Source organism: Nocardioides sp. GCM10030259, from assembly GCF_042666375.1.
Taxonomy (GTDB): Bacteria; Actinomycetota; Actinomycetes; order Propionibacteriales; family Nocardioidaceae; genus Nocardioides.
On the sequence record NZ_JBHTDF010000026.1, the window covers coordinates 244808 to 270497 of the forward strand.

A 25690-nucleotide genomic window follows, 5' to 3' on the forward strand; every position below is an offset into this window, starting at 1 on the left:
CCGTCAGCCCGCGAACCGACGCCGGTACTGCTGCGGGCTGAGGCCGCGCACCCGGGCGAAGTGGTGGCGCAGCGTCGCCGCGTTGCCGAAGCCCACCTCGTCGGCGATCCAGTCGACGGAGTGGTCGGTGCGCTCGAGCAGCTCCTCGGCCGCCTGCACCCGCTGACGCGTCACCCACGCGTGCGGGGTGGTGCCGGTCTCGGCGCGGAACCGGCGGGCGAACGTCCGCGGCGACATGTGGTTCTGACGCGCGAGCGTCTCGACGCTCAGGTCCTCGCCGAGGTTCCCGACGATCCACTCCAGCAGCGGGCCCAGCGTCTCGGCCTCGCAGTCGGGGACGGCGTTCGCGATGAACTGCGCCTGCCCGCCGTCGCGGTGCGGCGGCACGACGATGCGCCGCGCCGTCGTGGCCGCGACCTTCGCGCCGAAGTGGTCGCGCATCAGGTGCAGGGACGCATCGATCCCGGCGGCCGAGCCGGCGCCGGTGAGGATGTTGCCGTCGTGGCAGTAGAGGACGTCCGGCCGCACCTTCGCCTCGGGGTACGCCGCCGACAGCCGGTCGGTGTAGCGCCAGTGCGTCGTGCACTCACGACCGTCGAGCAGGCCCGCGGCCCCGATCTCGAACACGCCGGAGCAGTGCGCGTAGATGGTCGCGCCCCGCGCGTCCGCGGCCCGTAGCGCGTCGAGGACGACCGGGTCGTGGTTCATGAAGTCGTACTTGGGGCTCAGGCACACCAGGTCGGCGTCCGCCGTGGCCTCGAGCCCGCGCTCGACGTACATGTCGAAGTCGGAGCGGCTCCGGAGCCGCCCCGGGCGGGGCGTGCAGATGCGGAAGTCGAAGACGGGATTGTCGTCGTCGGGGTGGTAGGGCTCCCCCCACACCTCGACGAGGGAGCCGAGCCCGAAGGGCTCCGCCCCGTCCTGCACGATCACGGCCACAGTGCGCACACGCACAGCCTGCACCAGATGTGGCAGAAAATCAACGGAGCATGACTTTTCTGCCACTCGTGGCAGGATCACAATCGGCGCATGATTACTGCCATGACCTACCTGATGATCCTCCTCCTGATCGCACTGGCGATGACCGCGGCCACCGTCCGCCTCATCGTCAGGGACGGCCGGGGGCCGCAGCGCCCGCCGGTCTCGCACTTCGAGGACAGCCGGTTCCTGGCACCTCTGGCGCGCTGAACGACCCACACGGCACGAAGGCCCGCCCCGGTCACCCGGGGCGGGCCTTCGTGCTTCAGTCGTACGACCGGGCGATCAGTTGCCGCCGGTCAGCTTCTCGCGGAGAGCCTGGAGCGCCTCGTCGGAAGCGAGCGAGCCGCCGCCGTCGGTCTCCTCGTCGGCAGCGGACGAGGAGTACGAGGTGGCCTCGCCGGCCTCGACCTCGGCCTGCTTGGCCTCGGCCTGCTGCTTGACGTGGGCCTCCCAGCGGGCGTGCGCCTTGGCGTACTGGTCCTCCCAGGTCGCGCGCTGCTCGTCGTAGCCCTCGAGCCACTCGCCGGTCTCCGGGTCGAAGCCCTCGGGGTAGACGTAGTTGCCCTGCTCGTCGTAGGTGGCGGTCATGCCGTAGAGCGTCGGGTCGAACTCCTCGACGTCCGCGGCGGCCGCGGTCTCGTTGGCCTGCTTGAGCGACAGCGAGATCCGGCGACGCTCGAGGTCGATGTCGATGATCTTGACCATGACGTCGTCGTTGACCTGGACGACCTGCTCGGGGATCTCGACGTGACGCTCGGCGAGCTCGGAGATGTGCACCAGGCCCTCGATGCCCTCCTCGACGCGGACGAACGCACCGAACGGCACCAGCTTGGTGACCTTGCCCGGGACGATCTGACCGATCTGGTGGGTGCGGGCGAAGTGCTGCCACGGGTCCTCCTGCGTCGCCTTCAGCGACAGGGAGACACGCTCGCGGTCCATGTCGACGTCGAGGACCTCGACGGTGACCTCGTCGCCCACGGCGACGACCTCGGACGGGTGGTCGATGTGCTTCCAGGACAGCTCCGAGACGTGGACGAGACCGTCGACGCCGCCGAGGTCCACGAACGCACCGAAGTTGACGATCGAGGACACGACGCCCTTGCGGATCTGGCCCTTCTGGAGCTGGGTCAGGAAGCCGTGGCGGACCTCGGACTGGGTCTGCTCGAGCCACGCACGACGCGACAGGACGACGTTGTTGCGGTTCTTGTCGAGCTCGATGATCTTCGCCTCGAGCGTCTGGCCGACGTACGGCTGCAGGTCGCGGACGCGGCGCATCTCGACGAGGGAGGCGGGGAGGAAGCCACGCAGGCCGATGTCGAGGATCAGGCCGCCCTTGACGACCTCGATGACGGTGCCCTCGACGACGCCGTCCTCCTCCTTGACCTGCTCGATGGTGCCCCAGGCGCGCTCGTACTGGGCGCGCTTCTTGGACAGGATCAGGCGGCCTTCCTTGTCCTCCTTCTGGAGGACGAGTGCCTCGACCTTGTCGCCGACCTCGACGACCTCGTTGGGGTCGACGTCGTGCTTGATCGACAGCTCACGCGAGGGGATGACGCCCTCGGTCTTGTAGCCGATGTCGAGCAGGACCTCGTCCCGGTCGACCTTGACGATGGTGCCATCCACGATGTCACCGTCGTTGAAGTACTTGATGGTCGCGTCGATCGCCGCGAGGAAGTCCTCCTCCGACCCGATGTCGTTGACCGCAACCTGCGGCGCGTCGGTGATGTCGGGGAGGGTCGAGATGCTGCTCGTCATAAGGAAGTGTTGTCCTTGGATGGATGGTGTCGTGCGGGCACGTCGAAGGTCCGTTTCACCACTCGTGGAGAGATAGCGAGCACAGCGTCCGCTCCGTCTGGGACCCGGGCAGACCTCCGGCGCAACCTAAAGCCTACGCGGCGCGCCTCACACCAGTCCAACCCGCGCCCCCTCATGGGGTGGTGAGCGTCCGGGACTACGCTCCGAGGCGTGGAGAACCATCCCCCCGTGCGGGTCGAGCGCAGGCCGGTGTCGGAGGAGGAGTCGCGGCGGGCCAACGGCCCCGACTGGGACCGGTACGCCGACGAGTACCAGGCCACGCACGGCGAGTTCCTCGGCGACGTCGGCTTCGTGTGGGGCCCCGAGGGGCTGACCGAGGCCGAGGCCGGGATCCTGGGCGACCTCGCCGGCCGCGACGTGCTCGAGGTCGGGTCTGGCGCCGGGCAGTGCTCGCGCTGGATCCGCTCGCGGGGCGGTCGCGCGTACGGCCTCGACCTGTCCTTCCGGCAGCTGCAGCACTCGCGGCGCATCGACCAGGAGACGGCGATGCCGGTCCCGTCGGTGCTCGGGACCGCGACCGCCCTCCCGTTCCGCGACGACTCCTTCGACATCGTGTTCTCGTCGTTCGGCGCGCTGCAGTTCATCAGCGAGATCGACGTGGCCGTCGCCGAGACCGCCCGGGTGCTCCGCCCCGGCGGCCGCTACGCCTTCTCGATCACGCACCCGACCCGGTGGATGTTCCCCGACGACCCCGAGGAGCCGGGCCTCACCGCGAGCCAGTCCTACTGGGACCGCACGCCGTACGTCGAGGTCGACGACGGGACCGGCGTCGTGTCGTACGTCGAGCACCACCGCACCCTCGGCGACTGGGTCGCCCTGCTGGCCGGCCACGGCTTCGTGATCACCGACCTGGTCGAGCCGGAGTGGCCCGAGGGCCACGAGCGGGTCTGGGGCGGCTGGTCGCACGTGCGCGGGCGGCTCACCCCGGGGACGGCGATCTTCGGGGCCCGCCTCGGCTGAGACGGGCCCCGGACGGCTGAGCTGGTTCGATCGTCAGGCGGAGGTGCCCGCCAGGGTCTTGCCGTCCTCCTTGCCGTCCTGCCTGCGCGTGCCCGTGCTGCGCGTCCTGCGCGAGCTCAGGATGAGGAGCACGCCGGCGACCAGGGCGAGCGCGCCGGCGACGAAGCCGACGATCGGCACCCACGTCAGCATCATGTCGAGCATCCGCAGGTTCGACTTCGCCCCGTCGGTCGACTCCGCGATCTGGTCCTCGGTGAACTCGGCCTGGAGGTTGAGCACCTGGGTGCCGTCGGCGAGGTAGCGCTGCTGGTCCTGGGACTGGTTCAGGATGTCGCCGGTGCGCGGCTCGACGTAGATGTTGACCTCGTTGGTGTAGGTGCCGTCGACTCCCTCGGCGACCTCGATCGGCTCGTCGTCGATGTTGATGCGGTAGTGGTAGGTCTCGACACCGTCGAAGTCCTGGGTGTCGACGAAGACGGCGTCCACGGCACGACCGGCCGTGCCGTCCCAGTACGGGTAGGTCTCCTTCTCGGCGTCGAACGGCCACTTGTTGATGAGGCCCTCGTGCTGCACGGTGTCCGGGGGGACATAGTCGCCGTTCGGCACCGCGAGCGCCGTGACGCGGTCGGTCGGGAACGTGTCCTCGCTGGCGGAGACGAGGCGCGGGTCCTCGCCGTCGACGCACTGCGGGGCGTCGCCGTCGAGGTTCTCGACGACGCACGAGCCGTTGACGAAGACGATCACGTCGTCGTCGGAGGCGTCGGCGTCGGCCTGGGTGATGCTCGTGATGCTGATCGGCACGGCGCTGCCGAGCTCTCCGGTGTCGGAGTCGAGGCGCTGTGCCTCACCGCTGAGGTGCGTGGTGGTGTCCACGTCGAGGGGCGTCTTCTTGACCACCCCGGGCATCCAGGTGATCGCCATGATGGCGACGACCACAAGGAACGCCCCTAGCCCCAACAACACCGGGCCGAAGAACTTGCGCACTCGTAGACCTCCCGCTCACGACCGCCTCCCATGGCTGTCACCCGGGGCGCACAGTAACGCAAGTCACAGCGAAATGTGACCAGCCAGTAGGTAACTGTGACCAACTTTCTTGAAACAGGTTCTTCTTCAGTCGGGGGCGTCGTACTCCCCGACCACCACGCCGTGAGCGGTGTAGAGGAGTCGGTCGTAGCGCGCCGACCAGACGTCGTCGACCGGCACTTCCCGCCACCGGTTGCGGTGGTCGTCGCGCCGGAGCGCCCGGAGCCGGGTGAACCCGAGCTCACCGGTGCGCACCTGCTGATCGAGGTCGGGGTTGTAGTCGACGGGCAGGGTCACCCAGAGCAGGCCGCCCGGCTTGAGGAACGAGCGGAGCCGGTCGACGGCACGGCCGGCCTTCGCCGGATCCTTCGTCTCCTCGTCGAGACCGACGTGCTCGAGGGTCGACACCGCCAGGACGAGGTCGAACTTCCGGTCGAGCTCGAGGTCGACCACGTCGACGTTCATCACGCCGGGGGCGCGCTCGTACCGGTCGACGACGACGTGGTCGACCGGTGCGTAGTGACCGAGGACGTTGCCGATCTCGAGGACGTCCTGCCCGTCGTGCTCCCCCAGCACCTCGAGGGCCAGGGCGACCTCGACGGCCCGCTCGTTCAGCCAGGTGTAGTTGTAGCGGTGGCTGAAGTACGGAACGTCGCGGCCGTCCCAGCGGAACGTGGTTCGCGACACGCGCCCGGCTCGCGGGCGCCCGGCGACCCAGCCCACGGCCCAGCCGACGCACGACCGCAGCACCCGGAGGAACCCGCGGTCGCGACCGAACGCGAGCAGGCGACGAGCGATGTCCGGGACGATCATGGGCGAGAGGGTAGCGGCAGCCCCGTGCGATAGTTCGGACCGTGCCGCCTTCCGTCGAGACCCGCGCCGTCGCCGTCCGCGCCCGCGGCACGCTCCCGGCGCTCGACTCGATGCGCGCGATCGCCGCGATCGCCGTGCTCGCGACGCACGCGTCGTTCTGGGGAGGCGCCTACGCCCACCGCGGCTATGGCACGGCGCTGGCACGGCTCGACATCGGCGTCGCGATCTTCTTCGTGCTCTCGGGGTTCCTGCTCTCGCGGCCGTGGTTCGAGCACCACGCCCACCGGACCAGGCCGCCACGCGCACGGGTCTACCTGTGGCACCGGCTGCTGCGCATCTACCCGGTGTACCTCGTCGCCGCCGTCGCGGCCCTGGTGCTCCTCCCCGGCAACGACGACGTGTCGAGCGCGACGGTCCTGCACACGCTGACGCTCACCAACATCTACCTCGACGACCGGCTGCCCGACGGCCTGACCCAGATGTGGAGCCTCGCCACCGAGGTCGCGTTCTACCTCGTGCTCCCCCTGCTGATGTGGCTCGTGCTCTCCCGGCGCCGCGGCGGGGCGCACGGACGAAGCCGCCTCGGCGTCGTGCTCGCGCTGATGATGATCGTCAACGTGGCGTGGCTCGTGGCGGCCACGTCCTCGCTCGACATCAGCGGCGCGATGACCAGCGTGTGGCTGCCCGGCTACCTCACGTGGTTCGGGGTGGGGTTGGCCATCGCGGCCGCGGCCGTCCACCTCGAGGCCGGCGGCGACGCCGCAGGCTCGGCCCGGGTCGCCACGGCGCTGCGCCAGATGGGTCGGTCGCCCGGCACCTGCTGGGTCGCGGCCCTCGCCCTCTTCGCGATCGCGGCGACCCCGATCGCGGGCAGCGCCTCGCTGGTCGCGCCGGTAGCCGGCGAGGCGGTCACCAAGAACCTCCTGTACGCCGCGAGCGCCGGGCTGCTCATCCTGCCCGGCGTCTTCGCCGACCCCGAGGGCCGCTACATCCGCGTCCTCTCGCTGCCACTGCTGCGCCACCTCGGCCACATCTCGTACGGCATCTTCTGCGTCCACCTCGTGATCCTCGAGCTGGTCGCCCGGTGGCGTGACATGGAGCTCTTCGCCGGTCGCACCCTGGAGCTGTTCGCGATCACGCTCGTACTCAGCATCGCGGTGTCGGAGGTGGTCTACCGGGTCGTCGAGCGACCGGCCCTGCGCTGGAAGCGGCGGTTCGACCGGTCGCCGTCGAGCGAGAGCGCCACGAGCACGCCGAGTCCAGCCAGCACCATCAGCTGAGGCGCGACCAGGGTCCCGGCCCATCCGTCGGCGGAGCCGAGGGGCCGCCACCAGTAGAAGATCCCGGCGGAGCCCACCAGCAGTCCGCTCAGCCACGCCGCCACGTCGCGGGTCAGCCAGCGGTCGACGGTGACCGCGGTCAGCACCATCGCAGCGCCTCCGGCGACGAACGCCCACCAGCCGCCGATCACGCCGTACGTCGCGAGTCCGCACGCCCCGACGAGCACCGCCGGGAGCGACCGCCCCTCGACTGGAGGTGCCGAGGACCTGGCTCGCCGCCAGGCGATCCCGAGGGCCACCATGAGCACCAGCAGGGACCCGCCCACCGCCAGGGCGCCGCGGTAGAGCCGATCGGGCGCGAACCGCAGGTCCACCTGGGTCACGTCGCCGTCGACCCGCCAGCCCTGCTGCCAGCCGTCGATCGTGACCGAGTCGATCGTGCCGTCGTCGGGCGTGGATCCGACCCAGCCGGGGTTCTGGTTCTCCCGGATCGCGGCGATCGAGGAGCCGGGCTCCGGCAGGGTGAGCTCCCGCGCCACCGGCGACTCGTCGGTCAGCTGGGCGGGGGTCACGGTCGGCACCGGCGGCTGCGACCGCGTCATCAGCAGGCGCATGCCGCGGAACGCCGGGGCCGGCGACAGCAGGACGCGCGTGTCACCCGCCTCGACGTCGAGCTCGTCCGGCCCGCACACCCGCGCCGGCAGCAGACCGCCGTCGAAGAGCTGGCGCGGCGAGGCGGTGACCGAGGTCGCGTGGAACGCGTCGCCGGCGCGCACCGTGGGACCGAAGTCGCAGCCGAGGTCAGTGGGCGTGTCCGAGAGCGTGATCGGCAGCAACCCGACGCCGTGCAGGCTCAGCTCGCTCACCCCGACGGGCAGGGGTTCGCGGCTGCCGTCGGGGCCGAGACCGTCGGCAGGCCGCTTGGACTCGAAGTACAGATCGACCCGGTCGGCACGGAACGTCTCGACCCGGGCATGCCCGGTGACGTCGATCTTCACTGCCTGGCGGCCGCCCGGGTACTCGAGCACGACCCTCGTCACGCGCGACGCCGCGGCCTCGCGTCCCAGACGCACGTCGATGCCGCGCACGGTCCGTTCCCCGAGCCAGTCGAGCGAGAGCGACGGCGTCTCGTCGTCCGGGTCCGCGACCCAGGTCGTCCCCCGGTCGCCGTCGACCGCAGCGACCGCCGAGCCGCGAGCGTCGTCGACGGCCTCGGACGACGACCTGATGTTGATGACCTGCTCGCTCTGGATCAGGCCCTGCAGCGCGGGCCCGTTCGTCGGCGCCACCTCGGCCGTGACCTCGTACGACGCGCCCGCACCGAGCCGGACCGTGCGGTCGAGCGCGCCCGGCTCCTCACCGCTGCGGGCACGATCCGGCGAGCAGTGGACGGTGCCGTGCACGGTGACACAGGCCTCGCGCCAGCCGGACGTCGCGGAGAGCAGGATCGAGCGCGGCGCTCCCCAGTCGGCCGGGACCCGCGGGAGCACCAGCGTTCGGTCGACGTCGACGCCGGCGACGCCCACCTCGGCGATCGCCAGCGGGCCCTGGGCACGCCGGTCACGGATGACCGTCACCGACGACGTCGGGCCGGCGGGCACGGCGACGGTCACCGGCTCCCCCGCCGGCGCCTCCACCGCGTCGCTCGATCCGGCGTCGGTCACGACGCGGATGTGCTCGGGCTCCTCCAGGCCGGTGTCCCCGGCAGTGACGACCACGCTGTCGACGTCGAGAGGCTCCTCGAGCTCGACGGAGACCGACGGCTGCCGGTCCTCGACGTCCGACTCCCACTGGGTGGCCGTGAGCCCGTCGAACGCCGCGAACGGCAGGCGCTCGGTCACCACCGGTCCGTTGCTGTCGGCGTACGCCTGCGACGACGACGCGCTGACCGCCTTCGCGCCGAGGATCTGCGCATGGGTCTCCCACCGGGGGTCGCCGATGGTGTAGTCGCGCGCCGGCGCCCCGCGCCGTCCGTCGTCGTCCTCGGCCAGCGTGGCCGACGTGGCGTCGTTGATGCGGGCGAAGTTCCGCTCCTGGCGACGCAGGCCGTCGGTGAGCACCAGGTCGCTGCTGTCGACGTCCCCGGGCGCGTCGGTCGCGAGTACGGCGGGCGCGTCGCCGATCAACCGGGTGTCGAGCAGGTCGAGCAGGTCCTCGGGGCCGCCGACGACCAGCGGGCCGCCCGTCGAGGCCACGGCTCGATGCGCCCCGTCGACGGCGTAGATCTCGACTGCCGGGTAGCGCGCCGTCCAGCCGTCGTCCACCACCGTGGCGTCGCGATCGCTGCCGACCTTGGCCCGACTGCCGACGTACGGACCGAAGTCGGCCACCTTGCGCAGGCCGGGAGACCCGTCGAGCACCTGGTGGACGAGCACCGGCGGTGTCTGGTCGGTGCCGCGCAGGTCGTTGCGCACGACGAGGTGGCCGATGCCGGCGCGGGTCAGGTAGCCGGCCAGGCCGGCGGACGGCCGGCCCGACGCCAGCTGCTCCTCGATCGCGTCGAGCATCCGGATGTTGCCTGCGGGCGCGAGCGGCACGGCGTTGCGGATCGCCCACGGGGTCGAGGCGAGCGGCTGCATCGGCTCGTCGTCGGGGTCGCCCCACACGTAGAAGCCGAAGCTCGAGCCCGGCACCAGCAGCGCGGTCGTGTCGTCGTCGTGCTCGTCGAGCCAGGACGCCGTCTGGTACCAGTAGCCCGGCAGCTCGACGAAGTCGTTGGCCGTCCCCAGCCGACCCGCGAACGCCGGAGCGGCGATGCCGGCGACCGAGGCGATGCTGAGCAGCAGGACGCCGACGTACGCCAGCCGGTCGCCGATCGCGTCGGAGCGGGTCGACCGGTCCCGGGCACCGACCTCGCGTGCGCGGGCGGCGAGGACGGCGATGAGGTGCGCCAGCCCGAGCACCAGCGGGATACGGATGATCGGGTCGAACTTGTGCACGTTCCGCAGCGGCGCCAGCAGCCCGTCGAGCGCGTCGCGCTCGGTGCCTGCGAACCACCCGGCCAGCTGGCCGCCGTGACCGGCGGTGACCATCAGCAGTCCGAGCAGCACCGACAGCACGAGGAACTGCCGGTGCGGGTTGCGGCGCATCGTGAGCCCGGCGACGCCGAAGAGCAGCAGGGCGGCGCTGTTGATCGCCACGTAGCCCGTCGTGATGAGGTCGTTGCCGGCCTGCCACGTGGCATCGACGTACGGGACCCAGTGGGAGGTGCCCCGCAGCGCGTCGAAGACCGTGGTCGGGAACGTCGTCACCCCGGCGGTCTCGATGTAGTCGAGGAACGGCGGGCTGTAGCGACCGAGCAGGAAGAGCGGGACCAGCCACCAGGCCGTGGCGGCCAGCACGAAGACCGGCCACCACAGCATCATCGAGCGCCGCCGCGGCCCGGGCCTCCGGGTGAGCAGCCACACCGCTCCGAGCGGGATGACCGCGAACGTCGCCGCCGCGTTGACGCCGCCGACCGCGGCGACGGCCAGCGCCGACAGCAGCGCCGCCCGACGTGGTGAGCCGCGACCGGCGCCGATGACGAGCGGCACCAGCACCCACGGCGCCAGGGCGCTCGGCCACGCCTCGATGGAGATCGGGCCCAGCACGGTGACGATCCGGGGCGAGAGCGCGAAGGCGAAGCCCGCGACGATCCGGCTGACCGGCGAGCCGATGCCGAGCGCACCGCAGAGCTTGACGATGCCGAGGAAGGCGACGACCAGCAGCAGCGACCACCACATCCGCTGGATGACCCAGCCGGGCAGGTCGAGGAGGTGCCCGAGCCAGTAGAACGGCCCCATCGGGAAGAGGTAGCCGTACCCCTGGTTCTGCACCTGGCCGAAGCTGCCCTCGGGGTCCCACAGGTGCAGCGACCGGGCCAGCAGGCCGCCCGGGTCGATCACCAGGTCGAGCTTGGTGTCGCCGAAGATGCGACCCGGCCGCTGCGAGAACGCGATCGCGACCAGCACGAGGCAGCAGGCGACCAGCCTGAACCGCCACGCGAAGCGGTCGGGTGCGGAAGGCTCCGTCATCGCCGCCGCAGGACGATCACGAAGTTCCACGTGACCAGCTCGCGAACGACCGGGACCCGGGTCAGCCAGTAGGCGAAGCGCGGGTTGTAGCGCGGGATCAGGTCGAGCACCTCGGCCTGGTCCTGGCGGCGGGCCCAGTCGAGCCCCGCCGCCACCGTGACGGCGAAGAGCGACTCGCCGTACTTGTTCTTGGGCTCCTTGCCGTGGCGGCGCCGGTAGCGGTCGCGGGCCCGGCGGCCACCGAGGAAGTGCCACGGCGCGGTCTCGTGCCCGCCCCACGGGCCGAACCAGACCGTGTAGGAGATGAACGTCGTGCCGCCGGGCCTCGTCACCCGCACCATCTCGTCGGCCATCCGCCACGGGTCGGGCACGTGCTCGAGCACGTTCGACGAGTAGCAGAGGTCGAAGGTGTGGTCGGCGAACGGCAGCTCGAGGCCGCTCCCGATGACCGTGCGGGGCGCGATGTCGCCGAGGCCGGAGAGCTCGCCGACGTCGGCGTCGAGGGCGAAGTACGACGTACCGCGATCCTCGAACACCCGCCGGAAGTAGCCCGGTCCCCCGCCCACGTCGAGCATGGCGGCGCCGTCGAGGTCGAGGTAGCCCGCGAGCTGGTCGGCGGAGTCGTTCGCGAGCGCTTCGTAGAAGACTGCGGGCTCGGTCTGCTCCTTGCGGAACGCCCGGAACAACCTGATCGACCGCCGCAGGTCGGCAGCCCATCGGGGTGTGCCAGAAGGACGGTCGCGAAACACGCGCCGACCCTATACTGCGCCCATGTCCGCCAGCACCCACGTGTCGTTGGAGGACACCGCCCCCAACCAGACGCTGTCGGACCGGGCCCAGCAGGTCGCTGCGCTCACCGGGCTGCGTGGGTTCGCGGCACTGATGGTCGTCGTCGTGCACGTCTCCGTGCGCACCGACTACCCGTGGGTCGGCCTCACCGGCTACGGACCGGTCAGCCTCTTCGTGCTGTCCGGTTTCCTCCTCTACCGCCCGTGGGCGAGGTGGACGCTGCGGACCTCCGACCGGCCCGACGTGAGGGTCTTCGCGCGCCGCCGCGTCGCACGCATCTTCCCGGCGTACCTGGTGGTGCTGTTCGTCGTCGCGCTGATCTACCCGGTGTCACGGCCCGACGGCGTCGAGGGGTGGTTGTACGCGATCACGCTGACGTGGATCTACGAGCCCGGGCAGTTCCCGACCGCCCTGGCCCAGACGTGGAGCCTCGCCACCGAGCTCTCCTGGTACGTCGCGCTGCCGGTCATGGCCGGCGTGACCGGATGGCTGGCTCGGCGCCGCTCGCAGCGTGCGGGCTTCTGGCTCGCCACCAGCCTGATCATGCTGTCACTCCCGGTCACCGTCGCCTGGCGCTGGTGGGTCCGCGAGAACGAGCTCGGTATCCACTTCACCTACTCGTTCTGGCTTCCGGGCTTCCTCGTCTGCTTCGCCGGCGGCGCGCTGGTGGCCCTGTTCGCCGAGGGTCTGCGCAACGGCGTGGTCACGATGCCGCGCTTCCGCCGGCTCGCGGCCGACCCGTGGGCGTTGCTGCTCTTGGCGACGGCCGTCGCACTGATCGCGACGTCCACCCTCGGTGGGCCCGACGGCTACGTCACCCGCAACTTCTCCCAGGAGCAGGTGCGGTTCGCGGGGGCGACGTTCGTCGCGATCACGCTGCTGGTGGTCGTCGTCTTCGGCGCGATGAGCTCGCCGTTCACGCGGTTGCTCAGCACGGCGTGGTTCAACGCGATCGGGCGCTGGTCCTACGGCATCTACCTGTGGCACCTGCCGCTGATCACGATCCTCGACGACCAGCTCTCGTTCCCGGACGGTGTCGGAAGCCTGTTCATCCGGCTCGCGTGGGTCGTCGGGCTGTCGATCCCGCTGGGCGCCGCGACGTACGCATGGATCGAGAAGCCGGCGATCGAGTGGTCACACCAGTCGACGAAGGGCCGCACGGCCGCGTCGGCTCACCGCAACGAGCGGGGGCTGCGGATCGCCGACACGACGGAGCCGACGCCGAGCGCGACGAGTGCCAGCACGACGACGGCCCAGCCCGCTGACGCTCCGAGCGCGAGCCGCCCGACGTCGACCCCGGGCGCGTAGCGCACGGCAACGTCGGCCGCGCCGGCCGGCACGTCCCACCCCTGGGCCCAGCCGTCGACCGTCACCGCGTCGAGCCGCTCGCCGTCGACGCTCGCCACCCAGCCCGACTCCGCCGGGAGTGCGAGCACGAGCGTGCGGTCGCCGTCGTTCGCGCCGAGGTGGACGTTCATCGATTCGCCGTAGGCCGTGCGGTCGAGGACGTCGTCGGCGACCGGAGCCGGGCCGGGACCGGCCTCGGCGTCCTCGGCGAGAACCCGACCGAGGTCGCCCGGCATCGCCGCCAGCAGCACCCCTCGCGGCCGCCACTCGAACGTGGCGGGCATCGTCACCCGGGTCTGCCCGTCCGGCACGGTGACATCACCGCAGACAGACGCCTGCACCGTGGCACCGGAGACCAGCTCGGCGGGAGTCACCTCGATGCGGGTGCCGTGGTCGACCCCGCCGATCGTCACGGTCGGCCCGTCCTCGCAGCCGATCCGCTCGGTGCGGTTCGCGTCCCACGTCACCATCGGGCCGCCGAGGATCTCGACCTCGCCGACCGCCACCGGCGTTCGCCGGACGCCGCCGGTGGCCGAGTCGGAGCTCGGCACGTCGGTGTCGTCGAGGACGGTGATGCTGAGCTTGCGCGTGACGATCCGCGGCAGCGTGATGGTGCCGTCGGCATCCACGTCGACCTCGGTCCGGAGGTCCGGCGCCTGCGCTTCGGTGCGCCGTCCGATCACCTCTGCCGTGACCTGCACGCGAGTCGGCTGGGACCCGACGTGCCCGGTCGGGGGCATCAGCCGGACTCCGGAGATATCGGCCGGCGTCGTCCAGGCGAGCGTCAGCTCGGGGTTCCGATCCGCCGGGGCCGGCCGCCATGCCGTGCTCATGTCGGCGTCGGCGGCCGCCTGTGGGCGGGCAACGAGGTCCTGGGTCGCGACGCTGCCGCTGGTGGCGACGACGCTCGGCTGGGCGATCCGGTCCGCGAGCAGTCCCGCGTCCGTCGAGGAGGCGGCAACCACCCATGCTCGTGCCTCGACGGGTGTCGGCTCGTCGACGGTGATGGTCCGGTCCAGCGTGCTGTCGTCGGGGCCGCTGACGCCCAGGCCGTCGTTGCACGAGGTGCCGAGGACGGCGCCGTCGTCGGGTTCGCGTGGCACCGTCGGCACGCACTGCGCCTGGCTGCCGAGCCGGGCAGCCAACAACCACGACTCCGTGGCGGCGTCGTCCAGCGTGAGCCGGTCGGTCACGGTCACGTCGGGGACCGTGACATCGACGATGCCCACGCTGCCGTCGGCGCCGAAGGAGCCGTCGATGGAGGTGATGGTGATCCGCAGTCGACTCGCGTCTCCGACGGCACCGAGGTCGAGCAGCCCGTCGTCGGGCACGTCGTACGTCGCGCTCCTGTCGTCGGCATCGACGCGAACCCGGCTCACGGCGTACCCGCTGAAGACGTTGTGCAGCACCTGCACGGAGGTGCCGTCGAGCGATGTGGGTGCATCGAACCTGACCTCCCACCACTCGCCCTCGCCGGCACCACGGCGCGACTGCCACGCCGTGAAGGCGTTGGCGTCGATGGCGGAGGCCGCGTCCGTGCCGGCCTGCCGGAGGTCGCCGTCCAGATCGGCGGCCGACGAGGACGCCGACACGGCCGTCACACCCTCGATCTGTCGCGCAGCGCTGGTGACCGGGGCGGCGTCCGCCGGAAGCACCGACCTGGCGTCGTCGGCCGAGAGGTCGGGACCGTAGGGGTCGACAGGAACCCGCTGGTCGACGTCGCGCCGACGCGCGCTGTCGGAGAGCACGACGGCCTGCTCGTCGGACCCCGGCCGCAGCTGGATCGCGCGGTCCCGGAGCACCCCGGCGTCCGCGAGGTCGCTGACCGTCCCGGCGTCACCGACTGCCTCCGCCGCGTGACCGTCGTAGACCCAGCCACTCGCGGTCGCGGTCGGTGCCCAGATCTCGACCTGGTCGACGTCGCTGCGGACCCCGAAGTCCGTCAGCGCGTCGGCTTCGGTGTCATCGGTGCCGCGCAGCAGCGCGACTCTGCGGGCGCCCGCCGTGCTGAGGGCCGCACGCACGAGTGACGTCGGGTAGGCACGTTCGTCAGGCACCGGACCGCCCAGCCGCACCAGCACGTACGAGATCCCGAGCCGGCGAAGTGCGCTGACCGTGCCCGGGCCGCCGTCGCCACGTCCGAGGCGGGTGGCCAGGTCGTCGATCGCGGTCGTGCCGCCCGCTCCGGACGTAGGCACGACGTCGCGCCCGACCCAGGGGCGGTCGCCGAGCGCAGTCCCGAGGGCGGCGAGGTCGGTGCTGCCGGTGTCGGGCGGCAGGACGAGCACCCGCCCGGGATCCGCGTCGGTCGACCACCGTGCCACCCCGTCGAGCAGCTCGCTCTCAGCGACCGAGGCAGCCTCCGGTTCGGCCGCCGTCGCCGCCAGCCCGACCAGGGCCGTCACCCCGACGAGCACGGCAACCAGCACACCCACGACGGCTCGGCGACCGTTCCGGAGGTCGTGGACCGTCCGGAGCCGCTCCGTGAGGTCGGCGGCCAAGGGGCCCCAGGCGACGAGCCCCGCAAGGCCGAGCCATCCGAGCAGCGGACCCGCTGCGCTTGCGGGTTCCTCTCCCGCGGTCGGGGCGGCGACCGGCGGCCGCCAGTCCAGGACCCACTCGAGCACGACGACGGCAGCGCCGACGACGAGGAGCGTGAGGACGAACCGGCGCTGGAGGCCACGGCTGCGCAGGAGCACTGCCGGCAGGGCCACGAGTAGCGGACCGACCACCAGGGCGGCCAGGACCACCAGGCCGACCTCGGGTCGGCCAACAGCCTCCGCGACCTCCTCCCGCAGCTCACCTCGGGCCAGGGCCGACACGTCGACCGCGTGGACGGCCTCCCACACCGTCAGCACGATCCACCATGCGGAGGCCGCCGCCGTGAGCACCAGCCAGCGGACGGCGCCGACGACGTCCGGGCGGTTGCGGGTCAGCACCGCCACGAGTCCAGCGCCGAGTGCCGCCAGCGCCCACGCGGGGCTGCCGACGCCGGCCACGCCCACCCAGGCCGCGGAGGCAAGGGCGGGCCGCCAGCCCGTGCCGCGGAGCAGCACAGGCGCGACGACCCACGGAAGGGTGGCGGCTGCGAGCCCGTTCGTGGGGGAGCTGACCAGGGTCGGCACGAGGACCGCTCCGAGGACGAAGACCACAGCGCCTACCCACGGCGCCCAGGGCTCGGCGCGTCCGGCATCGTGACCGGGTGCCCCGGCGAGCCCGCGAGCCAGGCGCACTGCTCCGACGACGGCCAGCACCAGCACCAGCACGCGCCAGCACGTCTCGACCGTGTGCGCCGACAGGCTGGCCTGGCTGCCCAGCCAGAGGACGGCGGCGTACGGCAGCTCACGGATCTGCTGCACGCTGACACCCCCCAGGGTGCCGAGGAAGGTCCAGCTGTCGCCGGCGGAGCGGAGTGCCTCGCCGGGGTCACGGGCGATCCGTTGGGACACCATCGACGCAGGCTGTGAGAGCGACCAGCGGACGGCGATCACGCCCACGAGCAGGGCGACCAGAAACGTACGGGACCTCCCGATCATGCGAGGTCGTCCTCCGGCAGGTCGTCGCCGAACAGCACCCGGCCCGCGACGAGTCCGACCACGACCGCGGTGACGACGTTGGCGACGACGGGCGGAGTGACCGCGCCACCGACGTCGACGATGGCCGCGGCGGCGGCGACGAGCAGACCGGTGGCGCAGGCAGCACTCAGAGCGACGAGTGGCAACCGCCGCGCGGCGAACCCGGCGACGGCGCCCACGCACAGCGGCAACGAGACGAGCGCGAGCGCTCCTGCGCCGACGACCACCACCAGCCGATTCGGTCCGAATGCCGTGGCATCGACCGCTCCGGGTCCGGGGTGGCCGGCGGCGGCGACCCGCGTCCCGCGCCGACGTCGCGACCAGCGCCCCCCCGACACCACGAGCGTGACCAGAGCCGCGACGCTGAGCAGCGCCGCGAGTCCGAGACCGATGACGATGCCCCACTGGAACGACGCCTGCGGGGTGTAGGCCAAGGTGACCTTCCCGGCTGTTCCGGCCGGGATCCGCCAGCCCTGCTTCCAGCCGTCGATCGCCACCGGATCGAGCAGTGCTCCGTCGATCCGCGCCTCCCACCCGGGGTTGTCGCTCTGGGCGACGCTGAGCACCGCCTCCTGGTCCGCTCGCACCTCCACGGTCCGCTCGGCCGACGACCAGGAGACGACGCGCGCGTCCGCCTCGTCCGCGGAGATCGTGCCGGAACCCGAGTCCTCGGGTTCGAGCCAGAGCCTGGAGATCGAGAATCCCTCGGGGCTGGTGACCCGGACCCGCTGGGTGCCGGCGGCGATGTGCACGGAGTCGCGACCGCACGGCTCGACCGACAGCTCGGCCCCGCCGACCACGTCCGCGATGGTGCCGACGACCTTGGTCTCGATGGTCCTGCCCCCGACCTCGACGGTCGGTCCGAACCCGCACAGCAGCCCGGTCGGGGTGACCGCGTCGGTGGTGTGCCGCAGGTCCTCCAGCCCGTCGATCTCCAGCTCGCCGATCCCGACCCCGACGGTCCGCTGCGGGTCCGGAAGTGCGGAGATCAGCAGCTCCTTGGTCCGGACCGGTTCGATCGCACCGGCCTGGTCGCCGGTCGTGGCGACGAGCTGCGGCTCGACGTCCTCGGTCAGCGGGTCGACGACGAGGGCTTCCGGGAGCACGCCGGGCTGGTCGCTGCCGAGGAGCGCCGTCACGGACGTGATGGTGCGGGGACGCTTCCACGAGAGCTTGATGGCCGGGTTGTCGTCGAAGGGTGAGGCGTACCAGCTGGTCTCGGGACGTCCGTCGAACGCGTTCGCCGCGACGACCGCGGGGTCTCCGGCGTAGGTCGAGGTCGCCTGGACGCTCACCTGCCGGTCGTCGAGTGGCGCGAAGAGCCGATCGAGGCTCGGGCCGTTGGTCGCCACCGCGCGACCCTCCAACCGCCAGCTGCTCCCCTGCTCGACGGTGACGGTGCGGTCGAACCCGGCGGTCTCCGGGGTCTCACGCTGCCAGCTCGCCGAGCAGCTGACCCGGAGGCCGAAGAAGACGCAGGCCCGCCGCGCCGGCTCGCTGCGGAACAGCATCGTGGTGTCGGCGGTGACCTCACCGGGGAGCTCGAGGGTGCGGTGGAACTCGCCGCCCTCGATCGCCATGTTGCTGAGGCGCACCTGCCGCGCACCCGGACGCACCTCCAGCACCGTCATCCGGACCGACGAGGTCGTGCCGTCGGGGAGGTCGATCCCCTGGGCGATCCCGTCGGAGCCGACGGTTGCTTCCACCGAGCCGCCGTCGGTGGTCAGGCGCACCTCGGACACGTCCGCCCCGCCCACGTTGTCGAAGATCAGGCCGACCGTGCCGGCGTCGACCGGCTCGTCGTACTCCACCTCGATCCACTGGTCGACCGGTGACGTGAGCGGGGCCGTCGTCCACGCCGTGAAGCCCGAGTCGTCGAAGGCGGCGTACGGCGCCTCGTCCTGACGGATCGCGCCGAGGACGTCGGCGTAGCCGCCAGAGCTGGATGCTTTGACGAGGCTCGCGCCCTTGTACTCCGCGTCGGTGGTCGCCGTCGGCACGGAGCCACCGGTGAAGTCGTGGATCGGCCGGCGCAACCGGAAGTCCTCGTCCGCAGTCATCACGCCGGAGACGCCGTCGGTGATCCGCCCGAAGGAACGTTCGACGCGCTGGTTGCTGTCCGTGACGACATCGACCGTGCCGTCGGACGCGTCGTCCGACCCGCCGGCCAGCACCACCGGCTGGGCTCCGCGGACCAGGTCGAGCTGCGCCAGGTCGTTGACGACCTCGGGACCGCCCTGCACCACCTCGCGCGTGTCCCAGTCCGCGATCGAGACGCGGGAGTCGGCACCTTCGTCCTCGACCTCGAGCACCGCGACCGCGGGGTACTCGTCGGAGGTCCGACCGAAGCTGGCGACCGGGGTGAGCCCGGTCGAGCCCGTCACCGAGGCCATCACGACGGCGATCGGGGGCGCGCTGGTCTCCTCGGGATCGAGGTCGTTGCGGACGACGACGTGGGTGATGCCCATGCGCCGCAAGGCGGCGGCGAAGCCGGTGATCGGCCGACCTGCGGCGATCTGGTTCTCGATCGCGTCGAGCACCCGCAACGTCCCTGCGGGCGCGACGGCGCTCTGCGACCGAGACGCCCAGGGCTGGCTGCTGAGCACCTGGATGGGCTCGTCGACGGTGCGCCCCCACGTCTGCACCGCGAAGGTCGTGCCCGGGAGCACGAGCACACCGACCGGACCGTCCTGGGCGCGCAGGTAGTCGACCGTCTCCTGCCACGACCCGGAGATGTCCCGGACACCGTCCGCCGTGCGCAGGTCTCCGGTCGCGGCGGGCTGGGCAGCCGCACCGACGAGTACGACGAGAGCGGCCGTTGCGCCGGCCACGGCGAGTCCCCGTCGGCGCACCGGAAGCCGGCGAGCGCGGGCGACCAGCTGCGGGACGCCCGCTGCGACGAACGCACCCATCCCGAGGCTCAGGGGAAGCCGCACGAGCGGGTCGAACTTGTGCACGTTGCGCAGCGCCGCCAAGGACGAGTCGAGCGCAGCGAGCCACTCCTTGCCCAGCACCGAACCGGCAGGCTCGGCGCTGCCGAGGGTGAGGACCGCGAGGCCGATCAACATGGAGAGCACGAGCACGCGGCGCGCCCACAGCTCCGGCTGGGCCAGACCCACCAGGCCTGCGCCGGCCACCAGGACGGTCGTCACCATCAGCACCGATGACGAGGCCAGCTCGTAGCCGCCGACCCAACCCGCCGAGCCCCCGCCGGGGAAGAACGCGACCCAGTGGCTGGTGCCGCGGAAGGACGCGAGCCAGCCCGTCTGGCTGGCGGTGTTGTAGGCCGACTCGATGAAGCCGAGGAACGGCGGCGCGTACGCCCCCATGAGGAACAGCGGAACGATCCACCACAGGCTGGCGACGAGCGCGAACCCCGTCCACACGACCGCGTCCCGGACCCGCCGCGGCCAGCTGCGGCCCGCCACCAGCAGCAGGAGCAGTCCCGGGAGGATCAGGCACGCAACGACGAGCGTTGCGTTCTGGCCGCCCATCCACGGGATGGTGGCGGCAGACCACAGGAACGCGACCCACGCAGGGAGCCGCCCCCGCAGGTAGAGCACGAGCGGGAGCACGGTCCACGGCAGGATCGCCGACGGGAGCGTCTCGCCGCTGAGCCCCCCGACCGTGGTCAACACCCTCGGCGCCAGCATGTAGGTGAGACCGGCCAGCACCGCGCCCGCGGCGTTGATCCCCGGCCAGTTGCGGGCCAGGCGCAGCATGCCGAAGTAGGCGATCAGCATCACGGCTGCGGTCCAGAGCCGTTCCCAGATCCACATCGGCACGTGCATGGCATCGCCGAGCCAGAACGCCGGCCCCATCGGCACCAGGTAGCCCGACGCCTGGTTCTGGAGGCCGCCCAGCGTCCAGTCCGCGTTCCAGACGTCGAGGCTCCGGCTGAGGAAGCCGGTGACGTCGAACTGGAGGTCCAGCTTGGTGTCGAAGGTGATCAGACCCGGCTGCTGCACCAGGTTGAGGACGACCACGGCCGCGACGATGGCCAACGACACCGTGCCCTGGTGCCATGCGCGGGGGGCACGGCTCGTGCCCTCGCCAACCGAGGCGCTCTCAGCCAATGCGCCTCCCTTTCATCCGAACGCGGCCCGGAGTCTATAGGGTGCACGGCAAGTTGCATGCCGGTCCGGAGAAGCGAGGAAGCGCCGATGCCCCACCCGAGGAGCGCGGAGTTCTCGAGCGCGTGGGAGCACGCCTCGAACATCGCTGGGTGGCTCACCGAGGACCAGGCGGAGCTTCTCTGGGAAGCCTCGACCGACCTGCCCGACGAGTCGGTCGTCGTCGAGATCGGCAGCCACCAGGGGCGCTCGACGACCGTGCTGGCGGCCGCCGTCCGGGACCGGCACGGCCGGGTCGTCGCCATCGACCCGTTCGTCGACGGGCGGCTGTTCGGCGGCACGAAGACGCGCGACATCTTCGAGCGGAACATCGAGGCGGCGGGGGCGACCGACGTCGTCGAGCTGCTGGCGGAGTACAGCACCCAGGCGCGCCCGGGCTGGAGCACCCCGATCGACTACCTCTACATCGACGGCAAGCACGACTACTGGACCCTCTCCGACGACCTCAAGTGGTCCGAGCACCTGCCCATCGGTGGGCCAGTGCTGATCCACGACTGCTACTCGTCGATCGGCGTGACGCTCGGCGTCCTCGCCCACGTCCTGCCGTCGCGACGACTCGTCTATGAACGCCGCGCGGGCTCACTGGCGCTCTTCCGTGTCGGCCGACCGACACGGCGCGACCGGCTGCGGATCGTTGCCGAGCTGCCCTGGTGGCTGCGCAACGTCGCGGTCAAGGTCCTCCTGCGCCTGCGCCTGCGGCCGGTGGCGGCCAGGGTCTTCGGACACGACAGCCCGTACGACCCCTACTGAGCGCTTCGGGCGTCGGTCACGCGTCCCCATCGCCGACGCGGTAGATCCGCGGCTCGAGCATCGGGTTGTCGGGGCGTCGCAGCTCGGGCTTGACCACGTCGTTGTAGCGCACCTGCACCCGCCTCCGGCGGCGTCGGGTGCGGGCGGTCAGCACGCTGGTCGCCCCCTGGACGACGACGGTCTCCCAGGTGCGCTGGTGACCCGGGGCCGCCATCGCCGCGGCCGCGAACTCCGGGTCCAGCTCGCCCTCGGTCCGCAGCCGCACCTGGTCGGCCCAGTGCAGCTGGATGACCCGGTGCTCGAACTTGCTGTTGAGCACGTCGTCGAGCGCCTGGCGGACGCCGGCGCGCTCGATGTAGGCGTTGATCTCCGGGTCGAAGAACGGCGCGTTCTTCGCGGTCATCACGAGCGTCGGCGCGTCAGGGTCGGTCTCGTCGAGGCGGCACCACCAGAGGTGACTGGGAAAGTCGACGATCTTCGCGCTCGCTGCCTCTGGCACCTCGATGTAGCCCGCCTTGGCCACGCGGGTCAGCTCGGCCGCGACGCCGAGAGGGTCGGTGACGTGCTCGAGCAGGTTCGAGCAGATCGCGTAGTCGAACGCGCCGTCGGCGAACGGCATGTCAGCGGCGTCCGCGTCGAAGAGGGGCCGGGAGACCCGCGCCGAGGCCCGACCGGAACGCTGCGCCGCGAACTCGGCGCCGGCGTACAGGTCGAGCAGCACGTCTGCCCGCCAGGACGGCTTGTCGCCGCTGCCGACGTCGAGCACGAGGTCGTCGTCTCGCACAGGCAACGCGATCCGCCGCTCGACGAACAGCCGCCACTGGGAGATCACCGACACGAGCGGAGAGTATGGCATTGGCGCGCCCGGCTCCGGGGCACCGCCCGGAGGCACCACCACCGGGTTCTGCGGAAATGCGGCCCGTCGCATAACCGGCGGGTAACATGCCCTGCCATGGAGGGACGCGGTCCCGCCACCATCGCGGGTCGCCACGTCGTGTTCTTCAACTGGCGCGACACCAAGAACCCCGAGGGCGGCGGGTCGGAACGGTACGTCGAGACCATGGCGCGCGGACTGGTGGAGCGCGGCGCCCGGGTCTCGATCTTCTGTGCTGCCCACGACGAGGCGCCCTCCGACGAGGTCGTCGACGGCGTCCGCTACGTGCGCCGTGGCAACCACCTCGAGATCTACCTCTACGGCCTGTGGATGCTGCTGCGCCGCGGGTTCGGCCGGATCGACGCGGTCGTCGACGTCCAGAACGGCCTCCCCTTCTTCACCCGGCTCGGCACCCGCAAGCCGGTCGTGGTGCTGGTGCACCACGTGCACCGCGAGCAGTGGCCCGTGATCTTCCCCGGCCTGCTCGGCAAGGTCGGCTGGTGGATCGAGCGGCGGCTCGCACCCGCCCTCTACCGCGGTTGCCAGTACGTCGCGGTCTCGCGGGCCACCCGGACCGAGCTGATGGAGCTCGGCATCAGCAAGCGCCGCCTCGCGGTCGTCCACAACGGCACCGCGGCGCCACCCGACATCCTCCCGACGAAGACGGCGTACCCCTCACTGGTCGTCGTGAGCCGACTCGTCCCCCACAAGCAGATCGAGCACGCGATCGACGCGGTCGTGGCGCTGCGCGACGCGCACCCGAGCATCCGGCTCTCGATCGTCGGCAGCGGCTGGTGGGAGGACGACCTCCAGAAGTACGTCGCGAACGCCGGCGTGGGCGATCTCGTGACGTTCGAGGGGTTCGTCACGGAGGCCCGCAAGCACGAGATCCTCGCGCGCTCGTGGCTGATGCTCCTCCCCTCGATCAAGGAGGGGTGGGGCCTGGTCATCGGCGAGGCCGGTTCGCACCGCGTGCCGACCATCGCCTACACGTCGGCCGGCGGCACCCGTGAGTCGATCGCGCACTTGCGCTCGGGGGTGCTGGTGGGCGACGAGGCGGAGTTCACCGACGCCGTGCGCGAGCTCCTGGAGGACGGCGAGCTGCGCGAGCGGCTCGGCACCGGTGCACTCGAGATGTCGCAGACGTTCACGTGGTCGCACTCGCAGGAGTCGTTCGCCCACGTGCTCGCCGACGTGCTGGACGGCAAGCGGGTCAGCGTGGAGGACCCGGACGGTCCCTGAGCCTCCGGCTCACCTCCCCCAGGCACGACAAAGCCCGCCGCATGCGATGCGGCGGGCTCTGGACGTCTGTCGGTCGGCGACTACTGGTTGGTCGTGCCGTACTCGAGGACGTTGTCGCTCGCGGGCTGGAAGGTCCCGGACGTCGCGCTGTTGACGACGCCGAAGGCCGTCGCGCCGGCCAGGCCAGCGCCGACCAGGAAGGCCACTCCACCGATGATCAAAGCCTGCACGTCGGGTCCCTCTCCCTCAGGTTGCGGCACAACCTACCACTGAGTACCTGGGATCTTGTCAATTCTGTGACACTTTCCGGCGCGTCCGGAACCGGCGTCCCACGGTGACGGCGCCGCTGACCGCGACGGCTCCGAGGCCGACGGCCCACGCGAGCGCGACCGCGACCTTCGTCCCCGCAGAAGCCTCCTCCGGATCCGGTTGCGGCAGCTCCCAGACGACCAGCCGGGACCCGTCGTGCACGACGGGCAGGTCGCTGAGGTCCGCGGACGGAGCCGCGTCGCCCACCTGCTCCTGGGCCTCCTTGTCCAGCACGACCCAGGCGATGCCCTCCTGCGCCAGCCCCCGGGCGAGGTCGTCGTCGTCGAGACCCGCGCCGAGCAACTCGCCCACCCGGGCGGCCCGCTCGTCCTCCCCCGCGATCGCGGCTCCGGAGACGTAGAGGACGTCGCTGGCCAGGTAGTTCGGCGTCAGGTACCGACCGGTCGGGTCGAGCGTGCGGCGGCCGTCGTTCCAGCTCGGCAGCCGATAGGAATTGAAGGGCAGCAGCAGCACGTCGCCACGGACGCCGTCGCTCTGCCGCTGCTGCACGGCGGCACGCGCGGCGGCGTACTCGTCCGGGTAGTCGACCGGCGACAGGCGCCCGGAGAGGGCGAGCCCCAGGTCGGGCATCAGCGCCACCGGCGCGAGGACGAGGACAGTCGCCACGACGATGCGCGCCGCGCGCTCGGCCAGCCGGTCGACCACCGCGGCGACGCCGACGCCGAACAGGCTGGCGACGAGCGGTGCGAGCAGCGCCACGAATCGCGCGCCGTCGCGGAAGAGCCCGCCGCCGGGGACGTGGGCGACGATCCACGCCACCGCGTCGGGTGCCACGCTCCCCGCCAGCGCAACGAGGAAGCCGACGACAGCGGCCAGACCGAGACCGAGCCGGTCACGCAGTGCGATCGACGATCGCCAGCGCCGGAGACCGACCGCGCTGACGCCCACCACGACGGCCAGCGCGGCCACGGCCGCCCAGCCCTCGCGTGACGTGGGGACGACCTCGGCGTTCCAGATGCCGCCGAGTCCGAGGAGCGTGAGCGGCAGGGGCAGCAGGCCTTCGCCCCGGGCGGCGAACGCCTCGACGCCGAGCGGGTCGCTGAGCGCACCGCTGCCGTGGAGCGCCCCCGCGACGATCCACGGCGCGTTGAGCGCGACCGCGCCCACCGCGACGACCGCCGTACGACGCAGTGCGTCGGGCCGACGGCCGGCCACACACGCGAGCGCGAACACGGTGGCGATCACGCCACCGGCAGCGCTGAGGCTCGCGAACGCCAGCCACAGCACGATCAGCGGCAGCGTCCGCTCCCCCGCCCGCGCACGCCGCGTCGCGTCGTAGATCCAGGGCAGTGCGGCGTACGTGAGCAGCAGGGGCCAGTGCCCGATGCCGAGCCGCTCGGCGACGAACGGGCTCCAGAGGTAGAGCGTGCTGGCCGCGAGCTGGGCGGTGAGGCTCTCGGCCGGTACGAGACGACGAGCCCCGGTGCCGGCGAGCCCGAGAGCGACGAGGAGCACCAGCTTCTGGAGCAGGTCCCCGGGCAGCAGCTCGTCGAGCACCGCGACGAGCGCGTCGGACGGCACCGCGCGCGGCAGGCCCGAGCCGAGACCGAGGAAGTCGGAGCGGAACCCGAGGTCGGGGACGAACACCATGTCGTAGGTCAGGACGAAGCCGCGGGGCAGCAACGGACCCAGGACGACGACGGCAAGCACCCAGGGCCAGGCACGAGCGATGAGGACCTGGGGACTGCTCACGGTTCCTCTGCTCCTCACCGGACGACTGCGCCCCGCAATCTATCGCCCGCGCATTTCCGCGACGACGAGTCTC

16 protein-coding genes and 1 pseudogene are annotated in these 25690 nt (G+C 71.8%); 6 read left to right on the forward strand and 11 right to left on the reverse strand.

Annotation, left to right across the window (positions count from 1 at the left end):
* Positions 1 to 3 precede the first annotated feature (3 nt).
* Positions 4 to 948: a GlxA family transcriptional regulator gene (locus tag ACFQQI_RS24790; protein ID WP_378569292.1), complete on the reverse strand. Its 945-nt coding sequence runs from the start codon at positions 946 to 948 to the stop codon at positions 4 to 6.
* 81 nt (positions 949 to 1029) lie between these two features.
* Between ACFQQI_RS24790 and ACFQQI_RS24795 the strand changes: the two genes are divergently transcribed.
* Complete coding sequence (locus ACFQQI_RS24795) at positions 1030 to 1188, forward strand: hypothetical protein (RefSeq protein WP_378569293.1); 159 nt, start codon at positions 1030 to 1032, stop codon at positions 1186 to 1188.
* A 75-nt stretch (positions 1189 to 1263) separates the two neighbouring features.
* Here ACFQQI_RS24795 and rpsA read toward each other — a convergent pair whose 3' ends face one another.
* Positions 1264 to 2736, reverse strand: coding sequence for a 30S ribosomal protein S1 (gene rpsA / locus ACFQQI_RS24800; protein ID WP_378569294.1), 1473 nt, complete (start codon positions 2734 to 2736; stop codon positions 1264 to 1266).
* Positions 2737 to 2946: 210 nt separating this feature from the next.
* On the opposite strand from rpsA, the gene ACFQQI_RS24805 reads away from it, so the two are divergent.
* Entirely contained in the window at positions 2947 to 3756 is an 810-nt protein-coding gene (locus ACFQQI_RS24805; protein ID WP_378569295.1) for a class I SAM-dependent methyltransferase, read from the forward strand.
* A 33-nt stretch (positions 3757 to 3789) separates the two neighbouring features.
* On the opposite strand, the gene ACFQQI_RS24810 is transcribed toward ACFQQI_RS24805, so the two are convergent.
* Both ACFQQI_RS24810 and ACFQQI_RS24815 read right to left on the reverse strand, forming a co-directional pair.
* Positions 3790 to 4740: a DUF3068 domain-containing protein gene (locus tag ACFQQI_RS24810; protein ID WP_378569296.1), complete on the reverse strand. Its 951-nt coding sequence runs from the start codon at positions 4738 to 4740 to the stop codon at positions 3790 to 3792.
* A 126-nt stretch (positions 4741 to 4866) separates the two neighbouring features.
* Positions 4867 to 5592: a hypothetical protein gene (locus ACFQQI_RS24815; protein ID WP_378569297.1), complete on the reverse strand. Its 726-nt coding sequence runs from the start codon at positions 5590 to 5592 to the stop codon at positions 4867 to 4869.
* 41 nt (positions 5593 to 5633) lie between these two features.
* Between ACFQQI_RS24815 and ACFQQI_RS24820 the strand changes: the two genes are divergently transcribed.
* The gene (locus ACFQQI_RS24820; protein ID WP_378569298.1) at positions 5634 to 6872 is read left to right on the forward strand and encodes an acyltransferase family protein; all 1239 of its coding nucleotides are present in this window, start codon (positions 5634 to 5636) and stop codon (positions 6870 to 6872) included.
* On the opposite strand, the gene ACFQQI_RS24825 is transcribed toward ACFQQI_RS24820, so the two are convergent.
* The gene (locus ACFQQI_RS24825; RefSeq protein ID WP_378569299.1) at positions 6764 to 10885 is read right to left on the reverse strand and encodes an alpha-(1->3)-arabinofuranosyltransferase family protein; all 4122 of its coding nucleotides are present in this window, start codon (positions 10883 to 10885) and stop codon (positions 6764 to 6766) included. The two genes, ACFQQI_RS24820 and ACFQQI_RS24825, sit on opposite strands and share 109 nt — an antisense overlap.
* Positions 10882 to 11634, reverse strand: a complete 753-nt coding sequence (locus ACFQQI_RS24830; protein ID WP_378569300.1) for a class I SAM-dependent methyltransferase — start codon at positions 11632 to 11634, stop codon at positions 10882 to 10884. The genes ACFQQI_RS24825 and ACFQQI_RS24830 overlap by 4 nt, the downstream gene beginning before the upstream one ends.
* Before the next feature lie 22 nt (positions 11635 to 11656).
* Between ACFQQI_RS24830 and ACFQQI_RS24835 the strand changes: the two genes are divergently transcribed.
* The gene (locus tag ACFQQI_RS24835) at positions 11657 to 12982 is read left to right on the forward strand and encodes an acyltransferase family protein (protein WP_378569301.1); all 1326 of its coding nucleotides are present in this window, start codon (positions 11657 to 11659) and stop codon (positions 12980 to 12982) included.
* A 1763-nt stretch (positions 12983 to 14745) separates the two neighbouring features.
* Here ACFQQI_RS24835 and ACFQQI_RS24840 read toward each other — a convergent pair.
* Positions 14746 to 16557, reverse strand: a pseudogene (locus ACFQQI_RS24840) (alpha-(1->3)-arabinofuranosyltransferase family protein); the annotation flags it as partial.
* Positions 16554 to 20606, reverse strand: a complete 4053-nt coding sequence (locus tag ACFQQI_RS24845; RefSeq protein WP_378569302.1) for an alpha-(1->3)-arabinofuranosyltransferase family protein — start codon at positions 20604 to 20606, stop codon at positions 16554 to 16556. The gene ACFQQI_RS24845 and the pseudogene ACFQQI_RS24840, both read right to left, overlap by 4 nt.
* A 153-nt stretch (positions 20607 to 20759) precedes the next feature.
* Between ACFQQI_RS24845 and ACFQQI_RS24850 the strand changes: the two genes are divergently transcribed.
* The gene (locus tag ACFQQI_RS24850) at positions 20760 to 21479 is read left to right on the forward strand and encodes a class I SAM-dependent methyltransferase (protein WP_378569303.1); all 720 of its coding nucleotides are present in this window, start codon (positions 20760 to 20762) and stop codon (positions 21477 to 21479) included.
* Between the two features lie 16 nt (positions 21480 to 21495).
* Here the strand turns inward: ACFQQI_RS24850 and ACFQQI_RS24855 are convergent, their stop codons facing one another.
* Positions 21496 to 22317, reverse strand: coding sequence for a class I SAM-dependent methyltransferase (locus ACFQQI_RS24855; RefSeq protein WP_378569304.1), 822 nt, complete (start codon positions 22315 to 22317; stop codon positions 21496 to 21498).
* Between the two features lie 114 nt (positions 22318 to 22431).
* Between ACFQQI_RS24855 and ACFQQI_RS24860 the strand changes: the two genes are divergently transcribed.
* Positions 22432 to 23595 carry a glycosyltransferase family 4 protein gene (locus ACFQQI_RS24860; RefSeq protein ID WP_378569305.1) on the forward strand — a complete coding sequence of 388 codons (1164 nt, stop codon included), beginning with the start codon at positions 22432 to 22434 and terminating at the stop codon, positions 23593 to 23595.
* Between the two features lie 80 nt (positions 23596 to 23675).
* Here the strand turns inward: ACFQQI_RS24860 and ACFQQI_RS24865 are convergent, their stop codons facing one another.
* Both ACFQQI_RS24865 and ACFQQI_RS24870 read right to left on the reverse strand, forming a co-directional pair.
* Positions 23676 to 23825 (reverse strand): hypothetical protein, encoded by a 150-nt coding sequence (locus ACFQQI_RS24865; protein ID WP_378569306.1) that lies wholly within the window; start codon positions 23823 to 23825, stop codon positions 23676 to 23678.
* Between the two features lie 58 nt (positions 23826 to 23883).
* Positions 23884 to 25617 (reverse strand): hypothetical protein, encoded by a 1734-nt coding sequence (locus ACFQQI_RS24870; RefSeq protein WP_378569307.1) that lies wholly within the window; start codon positions 25615 to 25617, stop codon positions 23884 to 23886.
* Positions 25618 to 25690 lie beyond the last annotated feature (73 nt).